Source organism: Tardiphaga sp. vice154 (assembly GCF_007018645.1).
Classification (GTDB): Bacteria; Pseudomonadota; Alphaproteobacteria; order Rhizobiales; family Xanthobacteraceae; genus Tardiphaga.
The window spans coordinates 5465234-5479575 of record NZ_CP041399.1 but is presented as its reverse complement, the minus strand read 5'-3'; the positions used below and the strand labels follow the sequence as shown (position 1 = coordinate 5479575).

Sequence of the window (14342 nt, the reverse complement as noted above, 5' to 3'; positions counted from 1 at the left end):
TTGATTGCCGCGATGTGCCAGGTCTTCGAAACAACGAGTGCGGTAACGCACGAGTACCGCACTCGGTTGGCGAGAAATTAAGTGAAGGGATGAACGAGCCCAGGGGGGATTGGACGACGGTCCCTATTTCGCGATCAGCTGCTCTTTCTGCCGCGTCCAATCGAGCGGAAGGGGTACAAGCAGTCCATCAAGTTCGAGACCATCGGACTGCTGTCCTTCGAGGATCGACTGGATTATCGCTGGTGCCAATAGTGTCAGGCGCAACACGCGGCTGAGATACGACTCGTTGATGCCCTCTGCTTTCGCCAAGTCCCGAACCGTGGCATGCCGGCCGGACTCCAGCATGTCCCGCCACCGATGGGCGCGGACGACCGCTTTGACCAGTGTGTTGTCGATACGAGCGGCCCGCGGGATCCAAGGCGCCGCGTCGGGCGGTGTCACCACCTGCTTGCGACCTGCCTGGTGTCGCAGCGTGATGGGGATGTGGACCGAGATCGTCCGGCCGTCGCGGCTGAGTGTCGGGCGTCGGGTTTTGCCGACAATGAGGTTCTGCTGAGCGGTCATGCGGCTTCTTTCTGCGGGGCAGTGGCACCGCGGAGATCGTTGCAAAGCGAGGTCAGGCCATCGACCCGCAGGCGGAGGTCAATGCCGGTCGGGCTGATGTCGACCCGCTCGACCAGCAGCTCGATAATGCGGGCCTGTTCGGCTGGGAAGAGTTCAGCCCACAGAGGCTCGAATTCCACGAGCGCACTTCGGACATCGTTCTCGTCGAGTGACGTGCCGGCTTTCTGCGCCGCGCGCCAGGTGGCGACGATGACCTCTGGTGCGAGCAGCAGCGACCGAATTTGCTCAATCACGATCCGCTCGATCTCCGCGGCCGGGACCTGGCGGACTGGGCAGGCATCCGTCCCCCGCTTCATCACGCTTTGGCTGATGTAATAGCGGTAGAGCCGACCGTTTTTCCGGGTGTGGGTGGGCGACATCGCCGCGCCGTCAGGTCCAAACAGCAGCCCTTTCAGGATCGCCGGGGTTTGCGCCCTGGCGCCGGCCGCCCGCGTTCTGGGGCTGTCCTTCATGAGTGCGTGGACCTGGTCCCAGAGCTTGCGGTCGATGATTGCCTGGTGCTCGCCAGGGTAGGAGGTGCCCTTGTGGACGGCCTCGCCAATGTAGACCCGGTTGCTCAGCAGCTTGTACAGGACGCCTTTATCAAGGAGGTGGCCGTACCGGTTCGTTGCACCCTTCGCCACCAGCTCCCGCGCCAGCAAAGTCGCGGACTTCAGGATCAGGAACCGTTGAAATATGCCCCGGACCGTCTCAGCATCGGCCTCATGCACAATGAGCTTGCGGTCCTGGACCTCGTAGCCAAGCGGCGTCCAGCCGCCCATCCACATGCCCTTCTTGCGGGAAGCTGCCACCTTGTCGCGGATGCGTTCGCCGGTGACCTCGCGTTCAAACTGACCGAAGGACAGCATCACGTTGAGCACCAGCCGGCCCATCGGGCTGCGGGTGTCGAACGACTGGGTGATGGACACGAATGTGACGTTGCGCGCGTCGAAAGTCTCAACCAAATTGAGAAAATCCAGCATCGACCGGGAAAGCCGGTCGATCTTGTAGACAAGGATGATGTCCAGTTTGCCGGCCTCGATATCGGCGAGCAGCCGCTTCAGCGCAGGTCGCTCCAAAGTGCCACCGGAAATGCCCCCGTCGTCATAACGGTCGGGCACGAGCGCCCAGCCTTTGGCGCGCTGGCTGACGATGAATGCCTCGCAGGCCTCCCGCTGGGCCTCCAGCGAGTTGAAGTCCATGTCGAGGCCCTCCTCGCTGGATTTGCGGGTGTAGACCGCGCACCGCATTTTGCGGACCGGGGACGAGGCATCACGATGCGTGGACTTCTGACCTCCATCGGCAGCGGCCGTTGCAGATTTGGGCTCGACCGACTTGCTGCGGCGGACGCTCATGATTTCACCTGGTGATTCTTGAGGCCGAAGAAGACCCAGCCATTCCACTTGGTGCCGGTGATCTCCTGGGCGACCGACGACAGCGACTTGTAGGGGCGACCAAGATATTCGAAGTCGTCGGTCCGGACCGTCACGCAGTGCGAAATGCCCTGCCATTCTCGGATCAACTGGGTGCCGGCGATTGGCCGATGGACCGGGCGAGCCTTCCGCTCGGCGACACTCTTAGCGTCGTACTGCTTGGCCATGGCCCGGAGGCGGTCAACCGTCTCGCGGGCCAGGCCGCCGTAGGCTAGCTCCTGGATGCGGTAGGCGAGCCGGCTCTCCAGGAAACGCCGGTTATACTGGGGTGGCTCGCTGTCAAACAGCTCCCGCCATTTGGCCCTCAAATCCGGGGCGGATGCGGCTTTTAGGGCAGCCAATTGGCTCAAAACGGTGTCATTCACGTGCCGATATCCTCGCATTTACGATGGACATGACCGTGCGACCCGGGCTCGAAGTCGAGCGGAGAATCTCGATTTGCCGGCGAAATGAGACTGGACTTGCGGGCATTAAGACGCTGGAGACCGAGCGCCAGGATGTCGGCAATTTCGCTCAGGTGGCTCTGGTGGTCTGCGCTATTGGTGGTCATCCGAGAAGTGAAGAGCGCTCACCGCGGGATGCTCCAGCAAAATCTCCGGGCAAGCGCACATCAGCGTAGTTCGGAGTACGTAATGAACGACAAAAGCACTCAAGGATTTTGGTGATAAGGCTGCAGCCGCCGAACTTTCTTGAATCTAAGGTGGGTGATTCGCGCCAAATTGACGTCGTGCTGACCCAATGCGCCGATGTTGCGGGTAGACTCGGGGAATAGCTTTATGGAGCTCTCTAGAGAGACGGTCGGTTGGACGCTGACCGAGGCCGTCGATCGCACGTCTATTTGTAAAAATCTGGCGGGATGGCGATCTCAAAATGCCGCGACCAAAATTTGCACTGCACCTGATGGCGTGAGTTCGGCGTCGTCAGGGGCGATCGCAGACATTGAACGTGAGCTATGGGACCATATCGAGAGCGGAAAGCTCATATTAGTGAGCTCTCGCGAGACTCCAATCGGTATCGATCGTGTCACGGTGATGCCGGCGGATATTCGCAGATTTGAGATCGCAAGTTGGTCGAATTCGACAATTTGTCGCAGTGAGCAACGCGGCGATATTCGGAGCGCTCGGATTTGTCCCGTATTGGAATCTCCTGACGCTGCCCAAATCTGTTCACAGCGTGGGCTTGCCGAAGTCTTTCGCCGATATGTCCTTGAAGATCCTGAAGTCGTTGCACGCAGCCAGTTTCTCGGATCGGGCCGTCAATCACTTTCCAGTGGATATTGCCCCGGGCCTTTTCAAAGCCGCCATTGGCCGCTCCATGAAAATGCAAAGCAATTTGCCTATCGCTTTGTAAGCTCACCAATCATATTTACCGATCGCGAACTCCCCAAAGCATCCCTTGCCCAAACAGAGTTGGCAACGGCGCTTGTCAGTCGATTGGGGTCGCTCAGGCTTATTCTGGCGTCGGGCACCCTCATCGGGAGCGGAACATATGTGCGGACCGGCATTCCCGTCCCAATCGCGGCGAGCGAGTGGAACCGAAATGAAGTTTTCATTGAAGCTGCTGACGGCGATCTATGCGAGAAAGACGGCAACGGGTTGACAGCGCGCTGGACGGGCATTTCTTTTGAGCCGACGCGGTCATCTGCCGATGTCTCAGCAGCGCCTGATGCATTGACGGCCGGTATCAGCTTGAAACCTGTACCGACGGCTGCGGAGGACGTTGCGCCGTCAAACGCCGGAAAGGTAAGCCAAACGCCGGTACCGCAGAACAATGAGACTTCGGTTCAGCGGGAAAGCATCCGGCTTGCAATCAAAGCTCTTTGGGGCGGAAAAATCCCGGTCGGAGTACCACGGGGCCCGATTTATGGCAAAATCATCGCCTGGCAGGAAGAAAATTGTAAGGCGATTGCCAGCGAAAGAACCATCCGTCGCTTTCTAGACAAAAAATAGATGGCTGACCTCACTCCCGTCTTCACCTCGCTTACCCCCTTGTGGCCACCCTTGTCCCCCTGTGGCCAATCTTGTCCGTATAAGGGGAACGTTGCCTCCTCCAAAGATGCTCACATCGCACTCCAGGTGAGCAACTCGAAATGGCAACGAACAATTCTAGCGAATCTGAAGCCCTGCTTATGGAAGAGCAGGCAGCCCGAATCCTCAAAGTTTCGCCGCGTACGCTTCAAAACTGGCGGGTAAAGGGTATCGGCCCGTCCTTTATTCGTGCTGGCCGTATGATCCGGTATCGACCTCTGGATCTTACAAACTGGTTGCAGCTCAAGACGGTGAGCTACTCCGTGAGCGTCAGCACATGATCCGACCGGGAGTGCCTCCCTCCCTCCGGCCAATCCGCTCTTCAATGTCGTCGAAAAGTGTCCTCGGTCCGCCTCGGACGGGGGGGCCGTCGTGAAGCGCCATTGGATGCCTCTCTATATCGCGGACTATCTCGCTGGCACCGCCCATCTGAGCACCGTCGAGCACGGTGCTTATCTCCTTCTCATCATGCACTACTGGTCCAAGGGCGGGCCCCCTGAAAACGACGACATTGCGCGTCGTGTGACGCGAATGACGAATCACCAATGGTCCAAATCGTCGCCACTCCTGCGGACGCTTTTTTGCGATGGATGGCGGCACAAGCGGCTGGACATCGAATTGGAACAAGTCGCTGAAAAGTCTCGTGTCGCTTCTGCCAACGCACATAAACTGCATGAAAGTCGCAGGCGTTCGGCGTCAGATCAGCATGATACAATCACAGACACAAATCAGAGTCAGATATTTAGTGATGATGGGGGATACCGAGCGGTCCCGCAGGAGCAGTTGGCCAGTAATCAGGCCGCTGATTTAGCAAAGCTGTTTTTGAAAGCTGCTGGTGTAGCGGAAGGTTCGGACAAGCCACCCCAATGGTGCGACGTCGACGTCCGCGCGAACCTTTGGATCGAAGCAGGTTACCCGGCTCAGATGATCACTCGGGTGACGAAATCAATCGCTGCGAAATCATCAACGAATAAACCGCTCGCCTATTTTGAGAAGGCGTTTGCGACGGCGCTCGCAAGCCGCCAGCAGCCATTGCCGACACCAACAATTTTGCCCCCGGAGAAAGCATATGCCAAACGGAAACGCCCCGGATCCGAATCAGTGCAATCCGCTCTCGACGGATACATCGACCGAGCTCGAGCGAACGAGGAAGCCGACCGACGTCGAAGCCTTCGAGAAGGCGAAGGAACTCCTCGGCTACTTCCTTGTGAATAAATGCGATGACCCGGCCCGCTTTGCGTTCGGTGTTGCGAAGGTTCTCTCCAAGTATAGCATCGAGGTTGTGGAACACATTTGCAATCCATTTACAGGTATTCCGAGCAAGCAGACCTGGCCACCATCAATCTTTGAAATTATCAAAGCTTGCAGCGCTCGCGCTTACGATCTCGAAAGATACGAGCGTTTAGCTAATCGGAGGAAAACATGCGTAAATGCTATTGTTGTTGAATCACCGCGGCTAGTCGTCGAGATCAAGCCGACTCTTCAAGAAATGTATGTAAAGTATGGCGAGAACTTTGGGGTGCCCACATGCGTGGAGCCTGTTCCGGCTAGCGCGCCCATCCGAACCAACGAGGAAACCGCGCAGCACTACTTAAAACATCCAATCAACTTCAGGAAAGAATGCCTGTCCTTCGAGGCGACCCCATTGTCAAGCGACAAGGATAAATCGAAGACACCTGGTGCCGCTAGCGACGAGACATAAGCTTTGCGTAGTCTGAGCGAGCTCTGGCGCTTGTAGGAAATCGACGATGCCCTCTTGGCCAAACTCTGGTTGGGTGGGGACCGGTTAGGGTGTTTCATTTAGAGAAAGTCTGACCTCAAGACAAAAAGCCCATCAGCGAGCACGCCGGTGATTACAGTGCCAATAAGGGCGTCGGACTGGCTAGGCTGCTCACGCGGCAAGAAATAGAAGCTCAATGTAGACAGCCATCCGTCTCTGATGCGGCAACCCGATCGTGGTTGTAGAGCCAATCCACACTGCCGGTGTTGGACGCTGCGCTTGCGTCGCTGGCAGGCGCTCACATTTCCGTCAACCTGCAGCTCGGGGGGGGGATCAAAACTCTACGGCCTAGGGGAATCGGACCGGTTAGGGTGTTTTATCCAGAGAAATTCTGACCTCAATCCAGAAAGCCCATCAGGGAGCACACCGGTGATCATGGTGCCAATAGGGGCTTTGGACTGGTTAGGGTGCTTCGCATGGGAAGGAAACAATGCACAAAGCCATCCGTGCGTTCAGCAGCAAGGCGCGAGACCGCCAATATCGATGCTAACGGAAGCAGCTGTAGCAACCGGTAAAAACGTTTTACAGGTTGCTCACATGGGGGCGGAAGTCGCGAGCCTCCGATATTCCATCCACTCCAGCCAGAGAGGGGGGGTGGCCAAAACTCTAGAGGGCAGGGGCATCGGACCGGTTAGGGTGGTTCATCCAGAGAGAAACGAAAGCTCAATACAGAAAGCCACCACCTGTTGCGTAAGCGAGGCAATCGATCGAACATCATCGATCCGGATGTCTTTGGTGGTCATCGCTCCAACTACGGCCTGACAGCATGGCGGGAGGGGGGTGGTCGAAACTCTAGCGGGTAGGGGCATGGGACCGGTTAGGGTGGTCAATACGCAAAAAGTTCTTTTTAGATTTGAAAAGCCCACTTGCCGGGCAGGATTTGCAACCGAGCAAAAAGCGGAATTAGTACAGAAAGCCACGTCGCGTTTCGGGTACGCCGTCGACCATGATCGGTTGCTGGCGCAAGGTCGATCCTGGAAGATGAACCTCTGAGGTGGCATAAGAGCCAATACCGCCGCCTCTTCGCCGGTGATGTGGAGAGATCAACAGGAACTGGCATTGGCTCTGGCAATGAGGCATGGGCCCGAGCCATAATGCGTCATGAGATGCATCGCCCAGTTTCTGAAAATCTGGTTACTCGGGAGTGCGCTTTGCCTCTTTACGGCGACCGCTTTCGCACAGCTTGCTGATGATGAAGATAAACCCGTTGATGAGGATACAGGAGAAAGCACCGTAAAGGAGCGCACGCTTGGCATCCTCCCGAACCCACTGGAGCGCTGGGGCATAAAGTTCGCCGCAACGTACATCGGCGAAGCGCTCGCCAACGGTGTCGGCGGTGTGCAGCCCGGAGCAACGCTCTTAAACCGGCTAAATCTCGCGCTCGATATCGATTTTGAAAAAGCTGCCGACGCGAAAGGCCTAACCTTTCATGGCAACGTCTTCGCAATTTATGGAGATCAATTCACCAACCGCCATCTGCAAAGCTTCATGGGGGCGAGTGGGATCGAAGGAGTGACGACTGTCCGGCTGTTTGAGGCCTGGTTTGAGCAGAAGTTCGTCAACGATCGTCTTTCGATCCGCGCCGGGCAACTTTCCGCGGACGCCGAATTTATCACGACAAAATTCAGCGACGTATTTACTAATGCAACCTTCACTTGGCCTGCAGCTACCGCAGCCAATCTGCCAAGCGGTGGCCCGGCGACACCGCTCGCCGCGCTCGGCGCCCGGTTCCGGGCGAAGCTGAGCGACAACATCACCGGAATGGTCGCTGTCTATGATGGTGACCCAGCCGGTCCTGGCGACGGAGACCCCCAAGAGCGCAACCGTTACGGTCTGAACTTCCGCTTGCGAGACCCGCCTCTCGTTATCGGGCAGGTCGAGTTTGATTGGTCTGATGCATTCGGCAAGAAAGCGCCCGGCGCCTTTAAGCTCGGCGGCTTTCGTCACTTCGGTGAATTTGACAGCCAGCGCTATGCTTTTGACGGGCGTTCGCTTGCAGACCCGACGTCTTCCGGGATGCCAGCGACGCTGCGCGGCAATAGTGGGGTATTCGCTGTGATCGAGCAGACGATTGCCACGAAGCCTACCGTTGAGGATCGCGGCATTGGCGTGTTCGCACGCGCGGTGGTGAGCCCACCGGATCGGAACCTAATCGATGTCTATGCCGATGCGGGCTTTCAGGCGAATGGGTGGTTCGATTCTCGACCGAACGACAAATTTGGTGCTGCGATTGCCTATGCCCACGTTTCGCGGGCCGTTCAAGCCCTCGATCAAGACTACCAAATCTTTCTCGATCCGACCTTCGCGCGTCGCTCGTCGGAGGCGCTGGTGACCGTGGCATATGCCTACGAAGTTCGACAAGGATGGTTGTTGCAACCAAACGCTCAGTTTATTGCCCGTCCGGGTGGGGGGGCTGTTGATCCAATGAAGAGCGACACGCCTGGGCGCCATATTGGCAACGCCTTTATTCTCGGTTTGCGAACGGTAGTTAAATTCTGATCAGGTTGCCCCTGCTGTCCTTGGCGGCCTGAAAGAGGTCGCTGATGGCCGCCTGTTCTCCGTAATAGATTATAGATTGCAAATCTCCGGCTTGCCTTGATTTTAGCGCCATTCGTTCACAAACCATTCAATAGAATGCTTCTAAAGGTTTCGGCGCGTTCTCGAGAGCGCATATGACGCACGATCCCATGGCAACTGCAATCGACTGGCTCGACGGCGCTGCTGGTTCCACGACTTGGAAACCTGCGTCCCCGAGCATTTCTGCCGCATTCATGCGGAGCAAGAATTCGTCTTTGACGATTAGAATGACCGTGCTGCGAGCTGCATGATGGAATTCCCTTCGGCGATGAAAGCGACGCAGCAAGGATTCGTTACTAAGTGGACAACCGGACGGCCACTGTCAAAGGGTCATCGATCCGGCGAGTTCTCGCTGGCCCCGTACGATTCAGCCGCCGATTCGACTAGTCGGCCGGATTCGCCCCCTCTTCCACCGCGACGGCGGTCAGCCGCTCCGCGTCGGTCACGCCCGCGGACGCCGTGCGAAGCATCCGCTCGGCCATCTTCGCGATCGTGGCTGGAGTCCGGTTCGCCTCGTCTATGCTTCCCGCCGCGTCGTTCAGCGCGGTACGCATCGTCGAAATCAGGTCGGCTCCGAATTCGGAGGGCGAAAGCTGCGGGGATTCGGTCTTGGACATGCTTGACTCCTCAATTCGGCCAGCGATGGTTAATTCCCCATCGCGACAGCCGAAAGGCCCTAGGGCTACGAATACGTGGTTTGTTCGTGGTGGCAATCGGGCATGCGTCGGACGGCAGGCCGGCTGGCTCTCCTCCCGGGATAACCTATTCCAGCGAGGCAAACGGACCATTATGTTCGCCGCCAAGACCACGTATCGGAAGGTAGCAAGATGGTTTCGGCAGACGATTTCAGGGAAGAACTGTTGGCGCAAATGAAGACTGCCTCGACACGTGGACAACGGCATCTCGTCGTGAACGCGGTCGAACTGCACGTGGCCCTCGGGCTTTTCCCTGCCCCCAGCCACCACACGGCTTCTGACGTGATGGAGGTGGAAAGGCAGCCCGGCGACATCCTTATCGTCGGCCGCGACAACCCATCCGGACTCACGATCCGATATCTACTTCCGAGAGGCCCATCCGGATCGCCTGTGCCGACGGAAACGTGATCTTGCTTCAAATCGGTTGGGTTGGCGAAGGTTGCGGTTGCAGCCGATTTGTATCGCTTCCGCGCCGGCCGTGCTGGCGATGTACCACGGTCGTAGAAGCGAATCTTGATATCTCGACGCGGTCCGCATCGTGTCGCTGCTATGCAGCAGAGTGTCGGATATCGAGGCATCGTGGACTCGGGTGTGGCGTCAGCCTGGCAGATGTCGGGGTTGACGGCCTAGTTGACGGAACTCGCCGTCATTATTAATTAGCAAGCGGCCCGGTGACTTGAGTTGCATTAAGAATGCTAGGGACTCTTGGGGTCCGCTCCGGGATGAAAAGGGGGGGGAAACTTACGGGGTTAGGGGCATCGGACTGGTTAAGGTCGTCTGCACGAAAAAAGTTGTTTTTTTAATCTGAAAAGCCCACTTGCTGGGTGGCAGCTGCAAGCGACCACTTACTGGAATCAATACAGAAAGCCGCCTGAGTAGGAATCGATCCTAAGCACTAGGCCGGCTTTTCGCATCACTTTGACCACTTTTCGCTTCTGGCGCAGTCCAACCTGCGGCTCTGTGATGTCCTCGCCTTAAGCACGTTTGTGGCGTGGCTTAATTGCTACAGCAGCCCTGCCTGATGCTCACGTCTGCCCTTCGCGCACTTTTAGAAACACAAGCGGCTGGTCAGGTTTGACCGAGCCCAGCGGATGAAAATACTTTAACACCAACATTAAGGAACCGAGATTTCTGTAGAGCGCTCCTTAGTCAGAGTGTAGGGTCCGCTGGGCAGCACAGGAACGAGCGTGAGCGTAGCACAACGGAACAATGTCCAGATCCGCGGGACTGGAGAAACAGCAATGGTCTTCGCCCATGGTTTTGGATGCGACCAGAACATGTGGCGCTTCGTCGCCCCAGCGTTCGAGAAGGATTTCACGACCGTCCTGTTCGACCACGTCGGTGCCGGCGGTTCCGATCTAAAAGCCTATGATCCCGCGAAATATGACAGCCTGGTCGGCTACGCCGCCGACGTCGTCGAGATGGGACAGGAACTGGAACTGAAAGGCGCCGTCTTCGTCGGTCACTCCGTCGCTGCCATGATCGGCGTGCTCGCCTCGATTAAGGCGCCCGACCTGTTCTCGACGCTTATCCTTGTCGGTCCGTCCGCGCGCTACATTGACGATGGAGAGTATCGAGGCGGCTTTTCGGAGGTGCAGATCACCGAGCTTCTGGAATTCCTCGAGCAGAACCAGATGGGCTGGTCTTCCGCCATGGCGCCCGCCATTATGGGGAATTCCGATCGGCCAGAGCTCGGCGAGGAATTGACCAACAGCTTCTGCCGGACGGATCCGGACATCGCCAAGCAGTTCGCCAAGGTGACCTTCTCTTCCGACAACAGGGCGGACCTCGCGAAGGTCACGGTCCCGACTCTGATCCTGCAATGCAAGGACGACATCATCGCCTCCGAAGAAGTCGGTGAGTATGTCCACCGAGAGATCGCAGGTAGCAAGCTCGTCAACCTCGAAGCTACTGGACATTGCCCCAATCTCAGCGCCCCTGCCGAAGTCGTGGCGGCGATACGCGCTTATGTCTAACGGAGAGGCCGAAGGCGAATTCAGAGATCTGTTCGAGAACGCCCCATGTGGCTACGTCACCCTAGGCCCAAACGGCCGTGTGTCGCGGATCAACGCCACGATGAAAGCTTGGATCGGCTTTTCTGACATCGAGCTGATCGGCAAACGGTTGAACGAAATTCTCAGCATGGCCGGGCGGATTTACTACGAGACCCACATCGCGCCACTGCTCCGGATGCAGGGCGCCTTCAGCGAGGTCGCGCTCGATTTTGTTATGCAGGACGGCGGTAAGCTGCCTGTGATCGTCAACGCTGCCGAACAGCGGGATCCCGACGGAAAGACGATACTGACCCGGGTCGTCGTGCTGAAAGCGACCGACCGTCGGCTCTACGAACGCAATCTCATCGAGACGCGCTCAGCGGCACAAGAGGGCTTGCGAAGCGAGCGGGAGACGTCGGAGTTGCGCGAACAGTTCATCGCCGTTCTGGGGCATGATCTGCGCAACCCGCTGGCAACCATCAGCGCCGGCGCCCGCATTCTGCAGCGATCGGATTCGCCGAAGAGTGACATGGATTTTCAGGTTCTTGCGATGTTGAACACGACAGTCGTCCGAATGGCGGGTCTGATCGACGACGTCCTCGACTTCGCCCGCGGCCGCCTCGGAAGCGGCATCACGTTGACCCGCGACGCCCAGCACGCCCTCGAGCCGATTTTGGTGCAGGTCGTCGACGAGCTCCGGATCGCGCATCCCACCCGCGAGATCCGGACGGAGTTCACGATCTTCGAACCGGTCGATTGCGATCGGTCCCGTATGGGCCAATTGGTATCCAACCTAGTCGGCAACGCACTCACACACGGTGCGGTGCACGCACCTGTGAGGGTCCACGCCAAAACGGTCAACGGAACGTTTGAACTCTCCGTCGTCAATGCTGGGGAAGCCATTCCCGAGGCTGCCATGGCAAGGCTGTTTGAGCCATTCTTCCGCGGCGAGGTGCGTGACTCCGGACACGGGCTCGGACTAGGGCTACATATCGCCTCTCAGATAGCCAAAGCGCATGGCGGCAGGCTGTCGGTCGCATCGACGCCGGAAAAGACATGTTTCGTTCTGACAATGCCGCTCCGCAGTTGAAGCAAACCGGCCAGAACTCTGTCAAAAAAGACTAGGCTGCTATTTCGATTCCAGATTGCCGCTCACCACCGCTGTTGTTGGCCACTCCTCGGAGAACACATCTGCCGCGAAACGGAACTTGATTGCAAAGTTGTGGGCTATCGAAAATCTGACGCGTAGGCATCGGACCAGTTAGGTGGTTCACACGGGAAGAAACAAAAGCTCAATACAGAAAGCCGCAATGTAGACCCGCAACCACCGCATCTCCTCGTTCGTCCAAACAACTCGGTGCAGCATTTCCATATCCCAACGTCGTCGCTTCACTAGCGTACGTTTTTTCGGAGACGTGTTTCAATTTGAATCCGATGGCACTCAGCCGGGGATCGAATGACTTCTGAACGGGGCACGTTGCGCTGCAACAAACAACTAGACCGTTCGAACCCCGCCGGCCGGATCCGATTGGAACTTTGTCGATTGTTGGGCGTAGTGAAACGGTACAGATGGAAGTTTCGTACCTGGAATGCCAGTAGAATGCTGGCCTACAACTCATGAGGCTATCATATGAAGAAGATTCTTCTCGCGACTTGCTGCGTTGCTTTCCTCGGCGGCGTTAACGCCGCTTCTGCTCAGCAAATGGGCTCAGGCATGACTTCTTCGGAATCCGGCATGAATGCCAATGCCAAGATGTCGAAAAAGAAGATGATGATGATGAAAAAGAAGAAGATGATGATGAAGAAGGATGGCATGTCCGATGGCATGGGCATGAAGAAGATGTAATGGCGACGGCCGCGTTGTCGAAAGGCCGCGCGGCCTCTTCATCGGATTCGACGTGACCAAACGCGAAATCTGGATACTCTTGGGCTGCACATTGCTGTTGGGCGGCTTCACGCTCTGGGGCGCCATTTACGCGATAGACAACTATGTGTTCGGCCAAGAGGTAGAAGAAGTCTTTTCATACAAGCGTTAGACTAGCTGACCATCGTGTCGTCGATCTCTTTTCGAAATACAGTTGCCATGCAATTCGGCGATAACTGTAATTTTCAGTCGACAGGCAAAATCGACGTTCGGCTTTGACCGCCGATCCGCGGAAGTGAGCTGCACCCGGTTCTGTTGGCACCGGCTTAAACTAATCCGGCCCTTTGCTCGAACTCCATAGGGCTCAGATATCCGATGGTCGAGTGACGACGCTTCGGATTGTAAAAGCATTCGATGTAGTCGAACACATCGACCTTGGCTTCGTTCCTTGTTCGGTAGATCTCGCGCGCGGTTCGCTCCGTCTTCAACGACGAGAAGAAGCTTTCCATCGCCGCGTTGTCCCAGACATTTCCAGACCGGCTCATTGAACAGACGACGTCGTGGTCGGCCATCAATCGCTGAAACTGCTCGCTGGTGTATTGGCCGCCCCGGTCGGAATGGTGGAGCAGCGCATCAGGTTGGCCTCGTCGCCAGATTGCCGTCACGAGGGCGTCGGTCACAAGATGCGCCGTCATTGCGGTTTGCATCGACCAGCCGACTACGCGCCTAGAGAACAGGTCGATGACGGCCGCCACATAAATCCAGCCTGCCGCCGTCCAGACATAGGTGAAGTCGGCGATCCTCTCATTATCGGACGAATTTGTCAGGGACGACATTTCGGGTGCGCGAGCACGATGTCGCGTGCGACGAATGGAGTGTGCTAACACCGCGTACGCCATCGCCAGCTCTTGCGTTTACAGCGACAGCACACAGTGAACCTGGTATCATCTATCCGAACTGGTGCCCCGGTAGCGAAGTGTTGTCGCGGCCGCGGCATTTTGCGGTGATTTGAGGGGTGCGCGATGGGTTCGAATGGCGGGTGGCGTCAGAATTCCATAACAACTGATAGGCGAGCGACGGCGTTCGGCGACGGCTGTATTTCGATTGCAAGTTGCTGACAGTTGAGGGGGATATCAAACTTCGCGCCGGGAGGGGTTCGGACCGGTTAGGGTGGTTCATGCGCAAAGAAAGAAAAGCTCAATACAGAAAGCCATCCGTGCGTGACGCGGCAGGGCGCGAGACCTCACCTGGCGATGCTGACGGAGGCAGCTGTAGAAACCGGTAAAAACGTTTTACAGGTTTCTCCTATGGGGGCGGAAGCCGCTTGTCTTCGAGATTACATCCACTCCAGCCCGAGAGGGGGGTGGTC

13 protein-coding genes are annotated in these 14342 nt (G+C 57.2%); 8 read left to right on the top strand and 5 right to left on the bottom strand.

The genetic code is table 11. The annotated features are described in order from the left end of the window. Window positions 1–123 precede the first annotated feature (123 nt). The 3 genes from FIU28_RS25660 to FIU28_RS25650 are packed head-to-tail and all read right to left on the bottom strand — an operon-like array spanning window position 124 to window position 2401. Window positions 124–564 (bottom strand): hypothetical protein, encoded by a 441-nt coding sequence (locus tag FIU28_RS25660; protein WP_143575875.1) that lies wholly within the window; start codon window positions 562–564, stop codon window positions 124–126. After that, a complete protein-coding gene (locus tag FIU28_RS25655; RefSeq protein ID WP_143575874.1) occupies window positions 561–1958 on the bottom strand; it encodes a recombinase family protein in 1398 nt (465 codons plus the stop codon). Before FIU28_RS25655 ends, FIU28_RS25660 begins: the two co-directional genes overlap by 4 nt. Beyond that, on the bottom strand, window positions 1955–2401 hold the full coding sequence (locus FIU28_RS25650; RefSeq protein ID WP_143575873.1) for a DUF2924 domain-containing protein: 447 nt from the start codon (window positions 2399–2401) through the stop codon (window positions 1955–1957). The genes FIU28_RS25655 and FIU28_RS25650 overlap by 4 nt, the downstream gene beginning before the upstream one ends. A gap of 411 nt (window positions 2402–2812) precedes the next feature. Between FIU28_RS25650 and FIU28_RS25645 the strand changes: the two genes are divergently transcribed. The 4 genes from FIU28_RS25645 to FIU28_RS25630 all read left to right on the top strand — a co-directional run bounded on the left by FIU28_RS25645 (window position 2813) and on the right by FIU28_RS25630 (window position 8342). Then, complete coding sequence (locus tag FIU28_RS25645) at window positions 2813–3985, top strand: hypothetical protein (RefSeq protein WP_143575872.1); 1173 nt, start codon at window positions 2813–2815, stop codon at window positions 3983–3985. 140 nt (window positions 3986–4125) lie between these two features. Next, the gene (locus FIU28_RS25640) at window positions 4126–4344 is read left to right on the top strand and encodes a helix-turn-helix domain-containing protein (RefSeq protein ID WP_143575871.1); all 219 of its coding nucleotides are present in this window, start codon (window positions 4126–4128) and stop codon (window positions 4342–4344) included. A 106-nt stretch (window positions 4345–4450) separates the two neighbouring features. After that, window positions 4451–5278, top strand: coding sequence for a YdaU family protein (locus FIU28_RS25635; protein WP_143575870.1), 828 nt, complete (start codon window positions 4451–4453; stop codon window positions 5276–5278). A gap of 1666 nt (window positions 5279–6944) precedes the next feature. Next, on the top strand, window positions 6945–8342 hold the full coding sequence (locus FIU28_RS25630) for a carbohydrate porin (protein WP_143575869.1): 1398 nt from the start codon (window positions 6945–6947) through the stop codon (window positions 8340–8342). Between the two features lie 461 nt (window positions 8343–8803). On the opposite strand, the gene FIU28_RS25625 is transcribed toward FIU28_RS25630, so the two are convergent. Next, window positions 8804–9037 carry a hypothetical protein gene (locus tag FIU28_RS25625; RefSeq protein ID WP_143575868.1) on the bottom strand — a complete coding sequence of 78 codons (234 nt, stop codon included), beginning with the start codon at window positions 9035–9037 and terminating at the stop codon, window positions 8804–8806. Between the two features lie 1265 nt (window positions 9038–10302). On the opposite strand from FIU28_RS25625, the gene FIU28_RS25620 reads away from it, so the two are divergent. The 4 genes from FIU28_RS25620 (at window position 10303) to FIU28_RS26615 (ending at window position 13145) form a co-directional block, all read left to right on the top strand. Then, window positions 10303–11091 (top strand): alpha/beta fold hydrolase, encoded by a 789-nt coding sequence (locus FIU28_RS25620; RefSeq protein ID WP_143575867.1) that lies wholly within the window; start codon window positions 10303–10305, stop codon window positions 11089–11091. After that, window positions 11084–12199 carry a PAS domain-containing sensor histidine kinase gene (locus FIU28_RS25615; protein WP_143575866.1) on the top strand — a complete coding sequence of 372 codons (1116 nt, stop codon included), beginning with the start codon at window positions 11084–11086 and terminating at the stop codon, window positions 12197–12199. Before FIU28_RS25620 ends, FIU28_RS25615 begins: the two co-directional genes overlap by 8 nt. 540 nt (window positions 12200–12739) lie before the next feature. Further along, the gene (locus FIU28_RS25610) at window positions 12740–12955 is read left to right on the top strand and encodes a hypothetical protein (RefSeq protein ID WP_143575865.1); all 216 of its coding nucleotides are present in this window, start codon (window positions 12740–12742) and stop codon (window positions 12953–12955) included. Between the two features lie 52 nt (window positions 12956–13007). After that, on the top strand, window positions 13008–13145 hold the full coding sequence (locus FIU28_RS26615) for a hypothetical protein (RefSeq protein ID WP_168203043.1): 138 nt from the start codon (window positions 13008–13010) through the stop codon (window positions 13143–13145). A 154-nt stretch (window positions 13146–13299) separates the two neighbouring features. Here FIU28_RS26615 and FIU28_RS25605 read toward each other — a convergent pair whose 3' ends face one another. Continuing rightward, entirely contained in the window at window positions 13300–13872 is a 573-nt protein-coding gene (locus FIU28_RS25605) for an IS3 family transposase (RefSeq protein WP_441351622.1), read from the bottom strand. Window positions 13873–14342: the final 470 nt, after the last annotated feature.